The 18536-nt window shown below is 53.4% G+C and carries 21 protein-coding genes and 1 riboswitch; of the genes, 6 read left to right on the forward strand and 15 right to left on the reverse strand.

Annotation, left to right across the window (positions count from 1 at the left end; translation table 11 throughout):
- The 6 genes from thiC to ruvB form a co-directional block, all read right to left on the reverse strand.
- Positions 1 to 1159 (reverse strand): phosphomethylpyrimidine synthase ThiC (gene thiC / locus KB557_RS02770; protein ID WP_255131279.1); only part of this gene is annotated, 1159 nt, incomplete at its 3' end.
- A gap of 28 nt (positions 1160 to 1187) precedes the next feature.
- A riboswitch (TPP riboswitch) is annotated at positions 1188 to 1293 on the reverse strand.
- Complete coding sequence (locus tag KB557_RS02775; RefSeq protein WP_255131280.1) at positions 1294 to 1827, reverse strand: HEAT repeat domain-containing protein; 534 nt, start codon at positions 1825 to 1827, stop codon at positions 1294 to 1296.
- Positions 1824 to 2045, reverse strand: a complete 222-nt coding sequence (locus KB557_RS02780; protein ID WP_255131281.1) for a DUF3188 domain-containing protein — start codon at positions 2043 to 2045, stop codon at positions 1824 to 1826. The genes KB557_RS02775 and KB557_RS02780 overlap by 4 nt, the downstream gene beginning before the upstream one ends.
- Positions 2042 to 3220 carry an amidohydrolase gene (locus tag KB557_RS02785; RefSeq protein WP_255131282.1) on the reverse strand — a complete coding sequence of 393 codons (1179 nt, stop codon included), beginning with the start codon at positions 3218 to 3220 and terminating at the stop codon, positions 2042 to 2044. Before KB557_RS02785 ends, KB557_RS02780 begins: the two co-directional genes overlap by 4 nt.
- On the reverse strand, positions 3217 to 3933 hold the full coding sequence (locus tag KB557_RS02790) for a tetratricopeptide repeat protein (RefSeq protein WP_255131283.1): 717 nt from the start codon (positions 3931 to 3933) through the stop codon (positions 3217 to 3219). Before KB557_RS02790 ends, KB557_RS02785 begins: the two co-directional genes overlap by 4 nt.
- A gap of 35 nt (positions 3934 to 3968) precedes the next feature.
- Entirely contained in the window at positions 3969 to 5003 is a 1035-nt protein-coding gene (gene ruvB / locus KB557_RS02795) for a Holliday junction branch migration DNA helicase RuvB (protein ID WP_255131284.1), read from the reverse strand.
- An 83-nt stretch (positions 5004 to 5086) separates the two neighbouring features.
- Here ruvB and smpB point away from each other — a divergent pair, with 83 nt between their 5' ends.
- Positions 5087 to 5587 (forward strand): SsrA-binding protein SmpB, encoded by a 501-nt coding sequence (gene smpB, locus KB557_RS02800; protein WP_255131285.1) that lies wholly within the window; start codon positions 5087 to 5089, stop codon positions 5585 to 5587.
- Here the strand turns inward: smpB and KB557_RS02805 are convergent.
- Positions 5567 to 7561: a protein kinase domain-containing protein gene (locus KB557_RS02805; RefSeq protein ID WP_255131286.1), complete on the reverse strand. Its 1995-nt coding sequence runs from the start codon at positions 7559 to 7561 to the stop codon at positions 5567 to 5569. The genes smpB and KB557_RS02805 overlap by 21 nt on opposite strands.
- Positions 7562 to 7585: 24 nt before the next feature.
- A complete protein-coding gene (locus KB557_RS02810) occupies positions 7586 to 8587 on the reverse strand; it encodes a cysteine synthase A (RefSeq protein ID WP_255131287.1) in 1002 nt (333 codons plus the stop codon).
- Between the two features lie 56 nt (positions 8588 to 8643).
- Between KB557_RS02810 and egtB the strand changes: the two genes are divergently transcribed.
- The 5 genes from egtB (at position 8644) to KB557_RS02835 (ending at position 12428) form a co-directional block, all read left to right on the forward strand.
- Positions 8644 to 9849 (forward strand): ergothioneine biosynthesis protein EgtB, encoded by a 1206-nt coding sequence (gene egtB / locus KB557_RS02815; RefSeq protein WP_255131288.1) that lies wholly within the window; start codon positions 8644 to 8646, stop codon positions 9847 to 9849.
- Positions 9842 to 10804 carry an L-histidine N(alpha)-methyltransferase gene (gene egtD / locus KB557_RS02820; RefSeq protein WP_255131289.1) on the forward strand — a complete coding sequence of 321 codons (963 nt, stop codon included), beginning with the start codon at positions 9842 to 9844 and terminating at the stop codon, positions 10802 to 10804. The genes egtB and egtD overlap by 8 nt, the downstream gene beginning before the upstream one ends.
- Before the next feature lie 73 nt (positions 10805 to 10877).
- Positions 10878 to 11114, forward strand: a complete 237-nt coding sequence (locus KB557_RS02825) for a hercynine metabolism small protein (RefSeq protein WP_255131298.1) — start codon at positions 10878 to 10880, stop codon at positions 11112 to 11114.
- A complete protein-coding gene (locus KB557_RS02830; RefSeq protein ID WP_255131290.1) occupies positions 11098 to 11619 on the forward strand; it encodes a hercynine metabolism protein in 522 nt (173 codons plus the stop codon). The genes KB557_RS02825 and KB557_RS02830 overlap by 17 nt, the downstream gene beginning before the upstream one ends.
- Positions 11619 to 12428, forward strand: a complete 810-nt coding sequence (locus KB557_RS02835) for a YdcF family protein (protein ID WP_255131291.1) — start codon at positions 11619 to 11621, stop codon at positions 12426 to 12428. The genes KB557_RS02830 and KB557_RS02835 overlap by 1 nt, the downstream gene beginning before the upstream one ends.
- Here KB557_RS02835 and KB557_RS02840 read toward each other — a convergent pair.
- From KB557_RS02840 to KB557_RS02870, 7 genes are all read right to left on the reverse strand, one after another.
- Positions 12425 to 12688: a hypothetical protein gene (locus KB557_RS02840; protein WP_106499759.1), complete on the reverse strand. Its 264-nt coding sequence runs from the start codon at positions 12686 to 12688 to the stop codon at positions 12425 to 12427. The genes KB557_RS02835 and KB557_RS02840 overlap by 4 nt on opposite strands.
- A gap of 12 nt (positions 12689 to 12700) precedes the next feature.
- Positions 12701 to 14230 carry a lysine--tRNA ligase gene (lysS, locus tag KB557_RS02845; protein WP_255131292.1) on the reverse strand — a complete coding sequence of 510 codons (1530 nt, stop codon included), beginning with the start codon at positions 14228 to 14230 and terminating at the stop codon, positions 12701 to 12703.
- The gene (gene rpaB / locus KB557_RS02850) at positions 14214 to 14984 is read right to left on the reverse strand and encodes a response regulator transcription factor RpaB (protein ID WP_255131293.1); all 771 of its coding nucleotides are present in this window, start codon (positions 14982 to 14984) and stop codon (positions 14214 to 14216) included. Before rpaB ends, lysS begins: the two co-directional genes overlap by 17 nt.
- A gap of 109 nt (positions 14985 to 15093) precedes the next feature.
- The gene (locus KB557_RS02855; RefSeq protein WP_255131294.1) at positions 15094 to 16362 is read right to left on the reverse strand and encodes a sugar ABC transporter substrate-binding protein; all 1269 of its coding nucleotides are present in this window, start codon (positions 16360 to 16362) and stop codon (positions 15094 to 15096) included.
- On the reverse strand, positions 16359 to 16877 hold the full coding sequence (gene mreD, locus KB557_RS02860) for a rod shape-determining protein MreD (protein ID WP_255131295.1): 519 nt from the start codon (positions 16875 to 16877) through the stop codon (positions 16359 to 16361). The genes KB557_RS02855 and mreD overlap by 4 nt, the downstream gene beginning before the upstream one ends.
- A gap of 1 nt (position 16878) precedes the next feature.
- On the reverse strand, positions 16879 to 17616 hold the full coding sequence (gene mreC, locus KB557_RS02865; RefSeq protein ID WP_255131296.1) for a rod shape-determining protein MreC: 738 nt from the start codon (positions 17614 to 17616) through the stop codon (positions 16879 to 16881).
- A gap of 3 nt (positions 17617 to 17619) precedes the next feature.
- Positions 17620 to 18536: rod shape-determining protein (locus KB557_RS02870; protein ID WP_255131297.1), on the reverse strand; the 917-nt coding region annotated here is incomplete at its 5' end.

Consider the following 18536-nt stretch of genomic DNA (forward strand, 5'->3'; position numbering starts at 1 on the left):
AACGGGCGCGGCTTAGTTCATCATCGCGATCGCGGGCGCCAGGGCGGTGGCGAGCGATATCAGCGGAGTGGGCAGCGATTTTATAGGCGATCAAACCTTCGCGCACATCATTTGCATTGGGTAAACCTAAATGCTCTTTAGGTGTTACATAACAAAGCATCGCCGTGCCATGCCAACCGGCCATTGCTGCACCGATGGCACTGGTGATGTGGTCGTAACCAGGGGCAATATCAGTTACCAACGGGCCCAATACATAGAAAGGTGCTTCGCTGCATTCCTCCATCTGTTTTTTCACGTTGAATTCAATTTGATCCAATGGCACATGGCCGGGGCCCTCCACCATCACTTGGATGTCGTGGGTCCAAGCTCTACGGGTGAGTTCGCCGAGAGTTTTTAATTCCGCTAATTGGGCAGCATCAGAAGCATCATGCTGGCAGCCAGGCCGCAGAGAATCACCTAATGAAAAGCTGCAATCATAACGTTTAAAAATTTCGCAAATATCATCAAATCTTGTGAATAATGGATTTTGCTTATGGTGATAAAGCATCCATTGAGCCAAAATGCCACCGCCGCGGCTCACGATTCCAGTGAGGCGGCCTTTCACTAAAGGCAGATGCTCAATTAATAATCCGGCATGAATAGTTTGATAATCAACCCCTTGCTGGCAGTGCTTTTCAATAATATGTAAGAAATCTTCTTCTGATAGCTTTTCAATTGAGCCATGAACACTTTCAAGAGCTTGATAAACCGGAACTGTTCCGATTGGCACTGGTGATGCGTTAATAATTGCCGTGCGCACCTCATCAAGATTCACACCACCGGTGGATAGATCCATCACCGTATCTGCGCCATATTTCACGGCTAAACGTAATTTAGCCACCTCTTCTTCCATATCGGAAGCGTTAGGAGAAGCGCCGATATTTGCATTTACCTTGCACTTACTAGCGATACCAATCGCCATCGGTTCAAGGTTTGGGTGATTGATATTGGCCGGGATGATCATTCTTCCCCGCGCCACCTCTTCCAAAATCAATGATTCAGGCAGGTTTTCCTTTTTGGCAACAAATGCCATCTCTTCAGTGATTACACCCTTGCGGGCGTAATGCATCTGAGAAACATTGGCATCACCTTTACGCTTTTCAATCCAGGCACTACGCATAGCAATTTCCTCAACGGGGAGGGGTAGCGCCGCACTTCCTGCACTTCCCTGCGCCGGTATTAACCAGATCAGGTTCGGAGGGTGTGATCTCAGCCTTCACCGGATTTTCGGCGACGGCACCCCTAGTGACTAGTTCAACCTAGCAAGCGTTCAAGGCTCTCGCGTTGCAACTTCAACTTCAACTGTTTACCCGCTTCCTGCAAGGTGGGATCGGCATCAACTAACGCCATTTCGGCAAGCTTTACCAACACCTCAGGCGTTACATCTTTTTCATCAGCTAGAGCCGCCAAAATGCTGCTGCGCACTAACCAATGGGTATCCCGTTGATACAAGTCAAGAAGTGCTGGTAAAGCTTGCTCCATGCCATGGCGCGCCAGGGCATTTGCTGCTTCTGCCCGCACATTGGGATCCCCCTCTAGCTTCAACACCTTGAGCAGGGCCACTTTTCCCTGTTCATTTGCCTTATAGCCAAGCCCCATACATGCCAAGGAGCGCACCAAAAAGGCTTGGTCGTTTAAGCACTCCAGCAGCAATGGCACGCAGGTATCAACGTCGTAAGGCTGCAAAGCAGTGATCGCCCGCATCCGAGATGTGGTGTGCCCGCTGGCGATCGCCACACGAATGGCATCTATGCCCATTGAAGATGGTTCTTGTGAAGCAGCAGTCATTGGGGGCCTGATTCAAGCTCTTTAACGGCACGCAGCAATCGCTGCCTATGGCGACCATAACTAGCTGCGCGTGCAATTAACAGCCCAGCAGCAATCAAAAGGGCTGGCAGCGCTTGCAGCCGTTCTGCTCCTTGGCGTTGGCCGCCCCCCATCAAGCCAAACAGGGCCAGCGCAATTAGTAGTGGGGTGGCAAGCGCCAAAGGTAAGCGGGTATTCATGGCTTGCTGTTTTGCTCCAACCAGCGCATTAGGGCCGTTGCCAATAGGTTCACGGCTACGGGCATACAAGCCTCATCCGGGTTGAATCCACCATGGTGCAAAGGGGCGCAACCATCAAGGCCCGCCACCCCAAGCCGAAACATGCAGCCGGGTAAATGATTTAGGTAATGGGCAAAATCCTCAGCGCCAAGGCTTGGTTGAGCTAACTCCAATACCTGCTCCCGGCCCAATTGCTCCACCGCAATGCCCTTCAGAAGATCGGTGAGCTGCGGATCGTTTTGCACAGGTGGTGCAATCCCTCGCCAAACCAATTTCACCTTGCCGCCGTAGGCAGCACATATGGCTTGGGCAGTGCTTTCCACCCATTCGGGCAACTGTTCGTAGAGCTGGCAATCAAGGCAGCGCAAGGTGCCAAGCAACCGCACCCGATCAGCGATCACATTGAAAGCGCGGCCACCTTCAATGCGGCCAAAACTCAATACCACCGGTTGCAAGGCATCTAAACGCCTGCTGATCGCCTCTTGCAAACCACTAATTAGGCGGGCAGCAATCCAAATTGCATCCACCGCTTGATGGGGCCTTGCCCCGTGGCCTGCCTCCCCCAACACTTCCAATTCCAATTCAGCCGCCGCGGCCGTGAGGGCCCCATGACGCAAACCGATGCTTCCCACTGCAATGCTCGGAAATACATGCAGCCCCAATAGGACCTTAAGCCCAGCGATGGCTCCCGCCGCCAGCATCCAGCGGGCCCCCTCTGCTGTTTCTTCCGCCGGTTGAAAGATCAAACGCACGGTGCCGCTTAATTGTTCTGCCAATGGCGCTAGCAGCATTGCCACCCCTAAACCCACGGCGGTGTGAATGTCGTGGCCGCAGGCATGCATCAAGCCAGGGCTGGTGGAGGCAAAACTCAACCCGGTGGATTCCTCAATCGGTAATGCATCCATATCAACCCGTAGACCAATTGCAGGGCCGTTGCTGGTGCCCAATTCCGCTACCACTCCCGTGCGCCCCACCCCCTCCTGCACCCGCCAGCCCAGGTGGCGTAATTCGCCTGCCACCAATGCCGCTGTGTGATGTTCAGCGCCGCTCAATTCAGGATGAGCATGGAGATGTCGGCGTATTTCCAGCAACTTATTAATTGCATCACTGCCTAAAACCAAATTGGTAGCGTTCATGGATCCAGTTGCAAAAAGCGCTCTAATGCCGCCACCGGTTGCGGTGGCCAGCGCCTTACTTGCAGTAGCCAGCTGCGATCTCGGTAACGGCTATCAAGGCCGGAAGCTGCCGCCCAATTACTTTCCGCTTCTCCAGCTTTACCTTCCTCCCACAGCAATGCCGTGAGGGCAGCCCTGGCATCAGCAAATAAGGGATAACGGCGAATCAAATTGCGCAATTCCAATTCCGCTTGGCTTAAGTTTCCCAGCTGAAATGCAGCAAGGGCTGCGCTAGAGCGAGCCATCGCCATGCCGGGCTTTACTTCAGCTGCCAATAAAAAAGATTGTCTGGCGCTTACCCAATCATCCAAACTGCCTTCCACATTGCCCAGGTTGTAGTTGGCTGCAGCGTTAGCTGGATCGCGTTCAAGAATCCATTCGTAATCACTGGAAGCTGCCTGCCATCGCCCTAGAAATTCTTCAGCCGTGCCGCGATTTAAATGGGCATCACCGATATCTGGTGCCAGTTTTAGAGATTCGGTTTGATCTGCAATCGCCCCTTCCGGATCACCAAGGGCAAGGCGTACGTTGCCGCGATTACTCCAAGCTGCACCATCATTTGGAGCATTTTTAATAACGCCATCCCAAAGCTCTAGGGCTTGATCAAAACGACCTTCTTTACTTGCCTGCAAAGCCAGATCGAACTGTTGCGCAATCGATCCAAACCACAACATCAGCACAAGGCAGCATTGCCCAAAAATCAACAACATCAAGCAGCCTCCAAATGCCTACGACCTGCCTCCGTAACTATTCGCCCCCTTGGGGTGCGCTGCAGAAAGCCGAGTTGTAGCAAAAATGGTTCCACCACCCCCTCCAGGGTGTCGGGGTCTTCCCCCAGGGCTGCTGCCAGCGTATCGAGGCCAGCCGGGCCACCGGCGTAACTACCCAGCAGCAGTTCCAATAAACGTCGATCGGAAGCATCCAAACCAAGGGCATCCACCCGATGCATTGCCAGAGCTTCCGCCACCACTTCTGCTGTTACCGGGCCATGGCCCTTCACGCTGGCAAAATCCCGCACCCGCCTTAATAAACGGTTTGCCACCCGCGGCGTGCCGCGGCAACGGCGGGCGATTTCTGCTGCTGCGGCCTGCATTAATTCCACTTTTAATAACTTTGCTGCCCGCAGCACGATCAATTCAAGATCACTGCAGTTGTAGAACTCAAGCCGTTGGATTAAGCCAAAGCGATCCCGCAGGGGTGAACTCAAGGCACCCGCTTTAGTGGTGGCACCAACCAAGGTAAAAACAGGCAGATCGAGGCTGCGGGTGCGGGCACCGGTGCCAGCGCCCACGGTGAGATCCAAGCGAAAATCTTCCATTGCCGGATATAACAACTCCTCTGCTACGCGATTTAAACGGTGGATTTCATCAATAAACAGCAGTTCCCGAGGCTGCAAATTCATTAATAAACCCACAATGTCGCGGGGGCGTTCCAACGCCGGAGCACTGGTAATACGGCAGCGCACCCCCAATTCCTCTGCTAACACCAGGGCCATGGTGGTTTTACCAAGCCCCGGCGGCCCATACAGCAAAACGTGATCAAGGGCCTCTTGCCGTTGGCGGGTGGCCTCCAAGGCGATCGCCAATACCTGCTTTAACTCCGGCTGACCCACGTAGTCGGCTAGACGCCGCGGCCTTAAACCTTCATCGCGGCCACCATCGCGTTCCGCGGCATTGGCTTGGGGAGCCAGCAACCGCGGTGTGTCTTTTTTTATGGGCTTGCTGCCGGAAGACTGAATCGCCATGGGCCGAGGCTAGGGGGCACGGCCGATGCAGGCAAACCATGGGTCACGATGGTGTTAAGGAATGCATTGGGTGAACTCGGCGCGTGGCAGGCAAGGGTAAAGGTGCAACAGCAGCAGCAAAGAAACGGCTAGAAGCCCAACGGCTACTGGCCGACAACCGTTTGGCGCGGCACAACTACGAAATTCTTGAAACCCTTGAAACCGGTATTGAGCTGGTGGGCACTGAGGTAAAAGCAATCAGAGCTGGCAAAGCAAATTTGCGGGATGGCTTTTGTTTGATTCGTAATGGTGAATTACAACTGCACAATGTTCATATCGCCGGCCATGAACAAGCGAGCAAGTTTTACAACCACGAACCCTTAAGGGTGCGCACGCTGCTGGCCCACCGCAAAGAAATCAATCGTTTAAGAGGGCACTTAGATCAACAAGGCCTCACCTTGATCCCTTTAAATCTACAAATAAAAGGCTCGTGGATAAAACTCACAATTGGCCTTGCTAAAGGGCGCAAATTACACGACAAACGCGAAGAAGAACGTCGTAAACAAGACGACAAAGATCTGCGTTCAGCGTTGAAGCGGCTCTGAACTTTCTTGCGGTGGTGCAACTACTGGATTAGGGGTTGGCTCTGGTGCAACTGGAGGCGGTGCATTAATAATCCCAGGGGTTGGGGTTGGCATTTGGATATTTGCAGGTGCTGTTGGTAAGGGGGGGTCTACCCGCACCGAAAGGCTGATCATGCCTGCAGCTAAACCATCGTTGCGCACTAAAACCTGCACAAGCGAGCCCTCCACTTTTGGCAGCACTACCACCCGCAGTGGTCCGCGGGGTTCGAGCACCTGGCCATTAGCGCTGAATACGGTCATTTGCATCAGGTTTGTGCCATTTACGCCAAGCACCAACTTGAAACCCGGTTGCATTTTTACGGCAAATAAGCGAGCCCCTTGGCCATCCACTACTGCCGATAGAGAACGGGCCAAATTTGGGGTGGGCTCCAACTGTTCCACCTTCAAACCCTCCAAGCTGCGCAGGGCAGCCGCATACCACAGCTGGCGGAAGGGTTCATCTGGCACCGTTTCCGGGTTGCGGCCCGGCAGCAGGTTTTGGGCGCTACTGCTTACCAGTTGCAACAAAACCTGAGGGCTTAAGCCCTGGGCGGTAAGGCTTGCTTGGCGCGCTTCCCAATCGGCGGGCTTGAAACTACCCAACTTTGAGCGCAGCACCAGCGGCAATTGCTCTACCCGCACCAACCAGTCTTGAGCGAGATCGTTCCAAATCTTGCGCAGGGGGGCATCTTCAAGGGAATCACTAGGTGGCTTACCGCCCCGCTCCGGAAACTGGGCCGCCAAGCCGCGATCCACCAGCTTTAAAAACCAATCACGATCCACTTGTAATGCCTTCAAGCGGTTTAGTAATTGCTGGCGTTGATCCACTTCCGCCGGCGGCAAACTCACAGATCCCGGCAGATTTTGTAATGGCATAGCCCCTGGGCGACTGCGACCCAACAGCAACCAGCCAAGGGCTGAGCCCACTAAGGCAGTGAGGATCAAAGCAAGCAGCACCGGCCAAAACCTACCTTCCGCCGCCTTTTCCTTTTCCTCTTGGCGTTGCTGCCGGCTAGCGCGGCGCAGGGTTTTAGGGGGCCCACTCCCATTGATGGGGTTGGGAAGCTTGGGCTCCGGTTTTATTTGTTCTGGCTCGCTTTTTTGGGGGATTAATACCGCAGTGCGATCACTGCGGCCCACCGGACCGGTGCTATCGGGCACCGGCAGGGCCGCTAAGGGTTCCATTAACTGGGCTGCGGTAGCAAATCTTCGCTGTGGATCAGCGCTCAACATCCTCTCCAGCAATAACCGAAAAAGGGGGTCTACCTCCAAACCATCGGGCCAGCGCCATTGCATCGTTTGGGGATCCAGCAAGCCAGCTGCTGCTTCTCCGCTCAGCAACACCATTGCGGTAACCGCAAGGCTATGGAGATCCATCCAAGGGGCTGGTGATTCCTTGCCTTGTGCCACCGGCGCGTAACCAGGGGTGGCAGCGAGCAAAGGTTCCTCACCGGGTGCCCCCTGCAAGCCGAAATCAATCAATACCGGAAGGCCGTCGTTGTCACGGCGCAGCAAATTGGCTGGCGTGAGATCACCATGGATTAAATCTTGGCCATGCAGAGCCGCTAGCGCCGGTAATAACTGCCGCAAAAGCAACAGCACCTCCCCTGCTCCAAATACCAGCTGCCGCTCTTGGCGGCTAATCAACAAATCGCTGTAGGTGCGGCCAGCAACCCATTCCCGCACCTGCCATAGGCCACCTTCCTCTGGGATTAAGGCGCCTAAACGCGGCACCTGGGGATGTAAAACCCCTTGCAGCCGCTCTAAGCGTTGCCGCAACAACAACAACTTTGGCGCTGATAAGTGGGCCCAGCCACGAATTGCTACGGCTAGGCCTCCAGCAAGGCTGTCGCTACCGCGCCACAACTGAACACCAGGGGTTTCACTGAGCAACTGCTCGAGGCGATAACGGCCCGCCAATAAATCTCCGACAGCGGCTTCAGCGGGAAATGCCACAGCCAGCACCAAATTGCATGGGAATCAAGGGAGAGTAGGCAAGCTTGGCCGTTCCGGCTGCTGCAAGCCACGGCTTTCTAACCATTCCCGCTCCCAGATCCTTGAGCGGTAGCGATCACCGCCATCGCACAACACCGTTACGATCCGGTGCCCTGGCCCTAGGCGGCGAGCGGTTTCAAGCGCTGCAGCCACATTGATGCCAACAGAACCACCCATAAATAAGCCTTCAAACCAGAGCAGCTCATAGAGCACCTGCAAGGCGGTTTGATCGCTTATTCGCACTGCATCGTCTACAGGCACATTTTCCATATTTGCTGTAAGCCGGCTGTTGCCGATCCCTTCGGTGATCGAGCTACCTTCCATGCTGAGGCTGCCGCTTGTGAACCAGCTATGCAGGGCACTGCCATGGGGATCAGCCAGCACGCAATGCAAATTGCGATCGCATTCCTTTAGGTAAAGCGCCACACCCGCGTAGGTGCCACCGGTGCCGGTGGCGGCCACCCAGGCATCTAATTTGCCGGCGCATTGTTCCCAGATTTCAGGCCCAGTGCCGTTGTAGTGGGCTTGGCGATTGGCCTGATTATCAAATTGATTTGCCCAGATTGCCCCTGGAATTTCTGCAGCGATCCGCCCCGAAAGCCGCACATAGTTTTCCGGATCGCGATAGGGCACCGCCGGCACCGTGCGCACTTCAGCGCCAAGGCTGCGCAGTAAACCTATTTTTTCAGCTGATTGGGTATTAGGAATAACAATTACGCAGCGATAACCGCGGGCATTACATAAATGGGCAAGGCCAATGCCCGTATTACCCGCGGTTCCTTCAACTACGGTGCCACCTTTTTTCAGTTCCCCTGTTGCTTCTGCCGCTTGCAGGATGCCAAGAGCGGCCCTGTCTTTCACTGAACCACCGGGGTTCATGAATTCGGCTTTGCCAAGGATTTCGCAACCGCTCACGGCGCTGAAATGCTCCAAACGAATCAGGGGTGTATTACCCACGGCCCCCACAAAACCACGGGTGATACCCATAAACAATGCCGATTTCTTCGCCGCAGGCTAGGGTCCCGCCACTGCTAAGTCGAGGGATGACCAGCTGCTCACCCTCTGCGGTTCACCCGTTGTTAGGTGATCTGTATCGCCTTGTGCGAGCTAAAAGCGAAGCTTTAATCGCGCCCCTTGAACCAGAAGATCTCTTATTGCAAGGGATGCCAGATGCCAGCCCGCCCAAATGGCACCTAGCTCACACCAACTGGTTTTTTGAAACCTTTCTGCTGCAACCCCATCAGCCCAATTGGCAGGGGCCACCGCAGCCCTGGCTGGTGCTGTTTAACAGCTACTACGAAAGCGCCGGACCCTTTTATCCGCGGCCGCAAAGGGGCTTATTGAGTAGGCCAGCGCTGCGGGAGCTGCTGGATTGGCGCCATCGTGTTGATCAGGCTTTGCAGTTGTGGCTTGCAAATGGGCCAGCAACAGCAATCAGCAACCTCATTGAGCTTGGCCTCAATCACGAGCAACAACATCAGGAATTGCTGCTGCAAGACCTGCTCGATAGTTTCAGCCGCAACCCCTTAAATCCGATTTATGCCCTTGATGCTCCAGCGGCGGCGGCAGCAACGATGGGCCCTGGGGTTAGGGATAGTTTTTATTTCGAAGGTGGCCTTGTAGAAGTTGGCAAGCAGCTACAAAGCTCTGGCTTTCATTTTGATAATGAAGCCCCTCAACACAAGGTATGGCTAAATCCTTGGCGCCTCAGCCCGCAGCTGGTAACCAATGCTGAATTCGAAGCGTTTCAGCTTGATTCGGGGTACCAAAATCCAATGCTCTGGATGGCTGAAGGCTGGGCCCAGGTGCAGCAGCAGCAATGGCATGCACCGCGTTATTGGCGGCCAGAAGGGCTGGAATTCAGCCTTCGGGGTTTGCAACCGAGGGATCCAAACGCGCCGGTGCAACACATCAGTTGGTTTGAAGCTGATGCCTATGCCCGTTGGGCTGGGGCCCGATTACCAACGGAAATGGAATGGGAAATTGCTTTGCAGCAACAACCAGATCTACCCCAAGCTTTTGGCTGTTTATGGCAATGGACCAATTCGCCCTACGGGCCTTACCCCGGTTACCGCCCCGCCCCTGGCGCGATTGGCGAATACAACGGCAAATTCATGAGCTCTCAGATGGTGTTGCGGGGCAGCAGTTTCCTCACTCCCCCAGGCCATAGCCGCATCACCTATCGCAATTTTTATGCCCCTGCATGCCGCTGGCAAGCAGCTGGCCTGCGGCTCGCTTGGGATGGCTGAAATAGAAACTTTTTCCATCATCGATCTACACCCCACCCCAGCTGATATGGCGGCGGTGGTGCTTAGGGGGTTAGAGCAGCGCCCAAGACAGCTGCCGGCCTGGTTGCTCTACGACCAGCAGGGTTCGCTGTTATTTGAAGAAATTTGTAAGCAACCTGAATACACACTCAAACGCACAGAACTGGAGCTGTTGCAAAAACATGCCAATAGTTTTTGCGCGCAAATTCCAGCCAACAGTTTGGTATTGGAATTTGGTGCTGGCAGCGCCGAAAAAGTGGGGCCGCTGCTGCAAGCCCTCAGCAACCCCGCTTACATCGCCCTAGATATCAGCGCCAGGCATTTGCAGGAGGCAGGAAAGCGCTTACAGGCCAAATTCGCCTCAGTGCCGATGCAAGGTATCTGCGCCGACTACAGCCGTGCATTGGAATTACCCCTCAGCGCCGAATGGAGCCAAAGGTTGCGGCTGGGCTTTTTTCCCGGCAGCTCCCTGGGAAACTTTGAGCCGGCAGAGGCCAGTGCTTTTTTAATGCGGCTTAAGCAGCTGCTTGGGCCCAACGGGGCGTTGTTAATTGGTATCGATCAACCGCGGCCCCAGGCCCAGCTGGAAGCGGCCTACAACGACGCTGCTGGATTTTCAGCAGCTTTTGCACGAAACCTATTGCTTCGTTTACAGCGTGATCTAAATGCAGAAGTAGATCCGTGGGGATTTAGTTACAAAGCCGAATGGCAATCTGAGCAGCAGCGTATTGCTATGGCGCTTGTAAGCAATGGCGAACAACGGCTGCAACTGCTGGGGCAAGAGGTGATTTTTAAACCTGGTGAAATTTTGATCACCGAATACAGCTATAAATATTCGCCTGAAGCATTTCAAAGCCTTGCCGCTAGTGCAGGCTGGAGCAGCCAGCAGCGCCATTGCGATGCAGCTGATAGCTACAGCTTGCATCTGCTTGTTTGAAAATTGTTTTGCAGAGCAACACTGGCAGGTAAGACTGGCAGGGCAAACTGGTTTCAGCTTTGAGCCAAGCGCCATGGGCCGAGAAGAACAGCGGGCGTTAGTGCGAAGGGTAAGAGAATCGTTAATTGAAGAATTAGAAACCACCTATCGCCGCGCTTTTGATGCAATCGGCACTGAAGAGATCGGGGAAGGTGCTGTAGCCAGGCTCACCCAGTTGTTACTGCGCTCGAGGGATGGGGCCATCACCCCCCTTGAAGAAGAGATCGAAGCTGCCGTTATTACAAGGGCACCGGATGGAATCAACCAATAGCTGGTGGCAAGAAATTGAACGAGAGCTGGAGCGCCAGTTTGACAATTTCCTAGAAGATCATCCAAATCAAAAAGATTTATTTGAAAAAGGTGAAGCGAATGAAAAACTACAACGCTTACAAATTCGCCTGGCATCAATCAATAAGCAAGCCGATCTACTAAGGCAACGCTTATGTGATCTAAGCGCCGAGATCAAACAATGGCGCCAACGGGTGCAGCGGGCCCAGCAGGCCGGCGCCAATCAATTAGCTAGCCAAGCGGAGGCTCACTTAAGTAAATTGATGGGACAGGGGCGCGATTGCTGGCAAGCCTTGGCTGAACTTGGCGTAGAAGATCAACAATTGCGGCAGGAAATTCAACAAATGCCAGCACCAAACAACCCAAAGAAACCAACTTCGCCAGTAGATTTAGAAAAAGATTCAGTAATAGATTTAGAAACGGCTTGGAATAATTTTGAAGCAAATCAAGCCCTGGAAGATCTCAAGCAAAAACAAAAACAACAATAATGGCTTTTTTACTAACAAAATTACTGCCGTTATTTATTTACCCTCTTGGGCTTTCCATAGGCCTGAATTTATTAGCTTTGCTTAATAGGCGCCGCAAATGGTCGCCATGGTGCGCAAGTAGTGCTCTTGTGATACTTATTTTGCCAGCAATGCCTTTAGTAAGCGATGAATTGGTTTGGAGCCTTGAGGAACGCAGCGCTGCCCTCACTCCGTTTCCGATTCCGAAAGCTGACGCGGTTTTGGTGCTTGGTGGTGGCTTAAAACCAAACCTATCCCCTCGCAGGGGCGTGGAAGTGGGAGAAGCTGGAGACCGGCTCATCACCGGCATACGTTTAATGCGCCAAGGGAAAGCAGCTGTACTTATTACGAGCGGTGCACAGATTAATTTCAACAATAATAATCCAGCTTCACCAGAAGCAATATCGGCAAAGATCCTTGCTATCGAGCTGGGAGTTCCAGAATACAAAATCTTAGTTAATCCAAAGTCTCGAACTACAGCAGAAGAAGCGCAAGCAATCAACAAGCTTGGCAGTAAAAAAAATTGGCGCCGTTTATTACTGGTAACAAGTGCCATCCATATGCCAAGGGCCCTTGCGAGCTTTAAGAAACAATTTGGTAAAACAAGTAAAATTGAATTGATTCCGATTAGCTGCGATTATCAGCTTGCTAGTCGCAAAAACGAAGGAACTGCAAGTTTTGGAGGAACCTTAAAAAAACTATTTCCTGATGCGGAGCATTTATATATAAGCAGCAACATCTTAAAAGAATATCTTGGTTTATTTATCTATAAGCTAAAGGGAGATGCCTAAACTTTTGGTGCTTTTGGCACAAGATTTACACCTTCAGGTGGTGGGGTGGGATCTGGATCTGCAATCAACATATGTTGCAAAACAATTTCTGGGCGTTCGCTATCACGCCAGCGGATGCGATATGCAGGCATCTTGGTACCACGGCTAGTGGTTTGCTCAACTGCCTCCATAACCCAGCCCCTCCGGGACCGGCCTTGGGGGTTGCGTTTCACCACAGCATCAGCGTGAGTAAAACGAAATCCAACGCGTTCGCCACTCATGCGTTAGGAAATTTAATCAGTGCACCCATTATCCACCTTGGCAGGCCTTAGTAATGGGAAGGCGATCACATCTCTAATACTGGCGCTATCGGTAAGCAGCATTACAAGGCGATCAATGCCTATGCCAAGGCCACCCGTTGGTGGCATTCCCACTTCTAGAGCTTGCAAGAAGTCTTCATCCACCACCTGCGCCTCTAGATCACCCGCCGCTCGCCTTTCTTGTTGGGCTTCAAGGCGCCTGCGCTGATCCACTGGATCAATAAGTTCACTAAAGGCGTTTGCGGTTTCCCTACCCGCAATGAATAGTTCAAAACGCTCCACCAAACCAGGTTTGCTGCGATGGGCCCTAGCAAGCGGTGAAATTTCTATCGGGTAATCCAACACAAATGTGGGTTGGATCAAGCTGCTTTCAACCCGTTGCTCAAATGCTTCTACCAACAAGCGGCCAAGGCAATCGGCAAGAGCTGGCACTAGAAGGTTGGCTGCTTCCATTGCAGCTGCTGCTTCAGCGTGATCGCTAAAGCTATTGAAATCCAAGCCGGTGGCCTCCAGCACTAGTTCATGCATGGTGGCCCTTCGCCAGGGGGGGGCGAAATTAATTTCGGTGCCTTGATAGGTGATTGAAGTGCCACCACACACCTGGATGCAGCCATAAACGATCAGCTCTTCGGTGAGCTCCATCATCTGGATGTAGTCGGCATAGGCCTGATAGATCTCCACCGAGGTGAATTCAGGGTTGTGTCGGGTGCTGGTGCCTTCATTACGGAAGATGCGGCCCAGTTCATATACCCGTTCAAAACCACCCACCACCAGGCGTTTGAGATGTAATTCGGTGGCAATCCGCAGCGTTAAAGAAAGATCAAGGGCGTTGTGATGGGTTTCAAATGGCCGGGCATCTGCCCCCCCAGGCACGCTTTGTAATACCGGAGTTTCAATTTCCAGAAAGCCGCGATCATCTAGCCAACGGCGCAAAGTACTCACCAATTGAGCGCGCCTGCGAAAGGTTTCCCGAGTTTGAGGCGAAACAATTAGATCGAGATATCGCTGCCGGTAGCGCTTTTCCACATCGGCTAAGCCATGCCATTTATCCGGCAAGGGGCTAAGCGATTTGGAAAGCATCCACCAGGTTTTTACTTTTACGGAAAGTTCACCGCGATCGGTGCGACGCAAACTGCCTTGCACGCCAATTAAATCGCCGGCATCCACAAGGGTGGTGAGTTGCGCAAAAGGGGCCGGATCAGAGCTTGAATCCGCATCAAGGCTGGATTTTTCTAAATAGAGCTGAATTGAGCCACTGCCATCTAGAAGCGTAAAAAAGGCCAACTTGCCCATCACCCGGCGGGTAATTACACGCCCTGCCACCAACACTGTGAGATCGCGTTCCTCACCATTAGCGAGATCGGCGTGGGCAGCTTGCAATTCGGCGCTGTTGTGGGTGGGCGCGAAATTAAGGGCGTAAGGGCCTTGTCCAAGCGCTTCTAACGCCTTGGCTTTTTCAAGGCGAATTTCTCTAAGTTCCAAAGGTTCAGGCCCCTGCCGCAACGCTTATTTCACCCACCCTTTGGGAGGCATATCCAGTGCCTCGCACAGTGAGGATGAGTTCGGGATTACGGGGATCCGGCTCGAGTTTGCCCCGTAAACGGGCCACATAAACATCAACCACCCTTAGATCTGCCGCGCGTCTGGGAGGGTAACCCCAAAGTTGCTCAAGAATCTCTGCTCTTGGCACTACGCAACCAGGTTCTCGAAATAACAACTCGAGAAGGCTGAACTCGGTGTAAGTGAGGGCGATGCGTTCGCCTGCGCGCGTTACCTGGCGTCGATTGCTATCAACAACTAGATCACCAAGCCGTAAAACACCAAGGCCTGGCAATTGTTCACGGGGATCTTGGCTGGCGTTACCACGGCCAACACGGCCAAGGATGCGATTGATTCTTGTTTCTAATTCCTTAGGGCTAAAAGGTTTTGAAAGGTAATCATCGGCGCCAAGATCAAGGCCCGCCACTTTTTCAGCAATGGCATCTAGAGCGGAAAGAAAAATAATTGGCACTGCTGATTCCGCCCTCAAGCGCCGGCAGACAGCAAAACCATCAAGTTTTGGCATCATCACATCGAGCACCACCAGATCGGGCTGCTCCTTGTTAAAAACTTCAATGGCCTGTTCGCCATCTTCAGCGGTCACCACCCGATAACCGGCTACTTCAAGCCTCATAGCCAATACCCGACGCACCGCTGGCTCGTCGTCCACCACCAGCACTGTGGGTTGCTGGGTAGGAAGCGCTTCGCCCTCGATCATTGGGTCGTTTAGTTACGAAGTGCAACCCTAACTTTCCAACCTCAAAAAATGGACTATCTGATCAGTTATTTTGGCGGCTTTCTAATTTTTTAATAATTGCTGCTTTTGGCTAAGGCCACCTGGCAGCTGCGTAGGCATTCCATTCCTTTTCCGCTGCTAACAAGGCAGCTGCGCTGCTCAATTGGCCCAACATGGCCCGTTGCAACTGGCCGTAGATGATCGCTTGCATTCGTTTTACACCCGGATCAGCAGGCACCAACACTCGAGCCTGGCTAAGGGTTTGGGCACTTAATAAACGGGCCTGTTGCACCAAATCTGCTTTCCCTGCCGCAGCGCTTGCCAGCAATAGCTCCTGTTCAATTTCACGCAAAGCAGGCACAGATGATGGCAATACCCGCGCTGCCCGAGCGAAACGCAATTGATTTTCTGGGTTAGTAATAAAAACAGCCAAATCCACCGCCTCCTTTGGGCGGCTTGTTTGACGCGTTACCGCCAAATTCATTACCGCCACATTTGCAACGCCGCTTTTACCAACTAAGGGTGGATAAGGGGCTGTTTGGGCAGCAATTCGCGGCGCATTGGTTTGGATTGTGCTGAGGAATTCGGCACCGGTAGCCACTTGGGCCAATTCACCGCTTTGGTAGAGCTCAATTGCCCTGGCAAATCCCTGGCTCACCACCTCCCGCGGCAGCAAACCGCGCCTGTAAAGATCGGTCCAAAAAGCAAAAGCGCGCCTCCCCGCGGCACTGTTAAAGCGCGCTCGATGGCGCTTATCCAGAAACTCAACCCCCATCTGCACCATCGATTCCAATAATTCCGCCGAACCATCGGGCACCACCGTTACAAACAATGCGTAGCGACCAGTGCGTTTTTTGATCTGCTCCGCATAAGCAGCTACTTCATCCCAACGGCGTGGTGGTTTGCTGTAACCGGCCTGCTGCAACAACTGCTGGTTAGCCAATGTGATGCGAGCGGTGAGATACCAGGGCAAGGCATAAAGCTCCCCCTGCTGCTCTCCCGCCTGCAGGATTTCCGGCAGATAGGTTGCTTTGGCTTGCCCCAAGCGATCCTGAAGCGGTAACAAACCACCTTTGCTTGCCAAATTTGCAGCAAATAAAGGGTTCAGATTCACCACATCAGGTGCAGTGCGAGCAAATACTGCCGCCAGCACCTTGCGTTCCACCGAACCAAAGGGCAGATCGGTCCATCGCACTTTTACACCTGGATTACGGCTCTCCCAATCCGCCAGCATCGGCTTGATTAATGGATCAAATTTTGGCGATAGCTGGATTGTCCAAAGTTGTAGCTCTGCAGTTTTTGGAGGGCGATTACAGCCCCCTAAACCCATCAAGATCGCAAGCAGAAGCAGAAGTTTCATTGCGGTGAGCGGGGTTGCAGGTATTGGGGGGAGATGCGGCGCCAAAACAGCACCAATAAAGAACACATCAACGGAGCGATTAATGCGGTGAGCAAAGTTTGAGCGAGCGTTGTTTGCCAGGCCGCACGGCTGAATTCAGCGCGCCCATACAACTGCAAGGCATAGCTGCCATTAAGCAGCAAGGTGCCAAGCAAAGCCAGTAAACCAAGGGTGGTGCTGCGCTCAAGCGGACGACGGGCCGTTTGGAATTGGCCCCACCAAAAACCCAAAAGCGCTAGCACCGGCACCGAACTCAAATTGCTGCCCTGCAAGGCATCCAGCAGAAGGCCCATGGCAATCCCTGCCGTGGCTCCAGCCACCGGACCCTCCACCACCGCCCAAGGCAGCAACCAAAGCACCACCCAGCAGGGGGGGATGCCATTTAGTTGCACCAGTGAAGGATTTGCCAATGTGAGCAGCAACACCAGCAGCCCGGTAGCAAACAAGGCCCTGGAACGATCTAAAGCAATTGCCACCTCAGCGCACCCTCACCCAATCGATTGCTTTAACAGGGGCGCTTAGTTGTATCAACGCTTCTGGGGCCGGTGTTGCCTCAAAATTAACTTTTTGCACCACCCCCACTATCAAATTTGCTGGAAAGATTGTGCTTGCAGGTGAAGTGATCACCACATCACCAGGCAGCACTTCCACATCTTTATCCAAAAAAGCTAGCCGCGGCCGGCTGGTGCCATCACCAACCAAAATCCCTTGCCCGCGCTTCCCCTGCAGTTCCACCGCCACGCGGCTGGAGGGATCACCTAACAACAACACCCTCGCTGTGCTCGGGGTAACACTGCTAACGCGGCCTAACAAGCCGCCTGGAGCTGTAACCGCAGCCCCCACCCGAATACCTTCCAAGGCTCCGGCCCCAAGTATTAACTGCTGCCACCAGCCTTGAATATTTCTACTTATTACCGCTGCTGTAAGCCAAGGGCCCTTTTGTAATTGCAAGGCTTGGTGCTGCTGCTGCTCTTGCAATTTGGCCTCAAGCAACGCGATGCGTTGTTGATCCTCAAAGCGTTGGGCTTTTTGCAGCCATTCCTGCTGGGCACTACCAGGCCAAAAAGGTCTTGTGGCCTGAGCATAAAAATCAAGCAGCAAGGCCCCTTTGGAGATACGCAACACCGCAAAGGCGGCGAGTAGCAAAAGCCAGGGCCAGCTAGCAAGCAGCAAACGGGGATTCAGCAGGCGCTTGAGATTGGTTCTCAGCGCCATGGATCAGTTGGAAGAACGATGAAAATCAGCAGCATCCAAAACGCGGCCAAGGCGCTTGAAATCCTCTAAAACCTGGCCACAACCATTCACCACACAAAGCAGTGGATCTTCTGCTACGTGGGTAAGGATGCCGGTTTCATGGCTGATCAAATCGGCGATACCTCTCACTAAGGCACCGCCGCCAGCCAACATGATGCCTCGATCAACGATGTCGGCAGCGAGTTCAGGCGGGGTGCGCTCGAGGGTGCGTTTTATCGCTTCCACAATCACGTTGAGGGGTTCCACCATCGCTTCTCGCACGTCACCAGATCGCACTGAAATGGTGCGTGGCAAACCAGAAAGCAGGTGTAAGCCGCGCACATCAATCGCGGTTTGATCAAATTCATCATTTGGAAATGCAGATCCGATCCGAATTTTGATGTCTTCTGCTGTGCGTTCGCCCACTACGAGGTTGTGCACTTTTTTTAGGTAACTGGCGATCGCATCGCTTAGTTCATCGCCCGCCACCCGCACCGATTCAGATACCACGGTGCCCTGCAGGCTGAGCACTGCAACTTCTGTAGTGCCGCCGCCAATATCAACAATCATTGAACCAACAGGTTCAGCCACCGGTAAACCAGCACCAATTGCCGCCGCAACCGGTTCGTCTATCAGATGAACCTCACGGGCGCCACCTAAACCTGCTTCCCGCACCGCTCGCCGTTCAACGCCAGTAACACCACTAGGAATACCGATTACAAGGCGTGGAGCCAACATGCCGCGGCCTTCATTGCCCTTGCGGATGAAATATTTGATCATCTGCTCGGCGGCATCGAAATCAGCGATAACCCCATCGCGCAGGGGTCTGATCGCTCGAATATTGCCTGGGGTACGACCCAGCATTTGTTTAGCTTCGTCCCCAACAGCTAGGGGGATGCCCT

Source organism: Synechococcus sp. Cruz CV12-2-Slac-r, from assembly GCF_024346075.1.
Taxonomy (GTDB): domain Bacteria; phylum Cyanobacteriota; class Cyanobacteriia; order PCC-6307; family Cyanobiaceae; genus Synechococcus_D.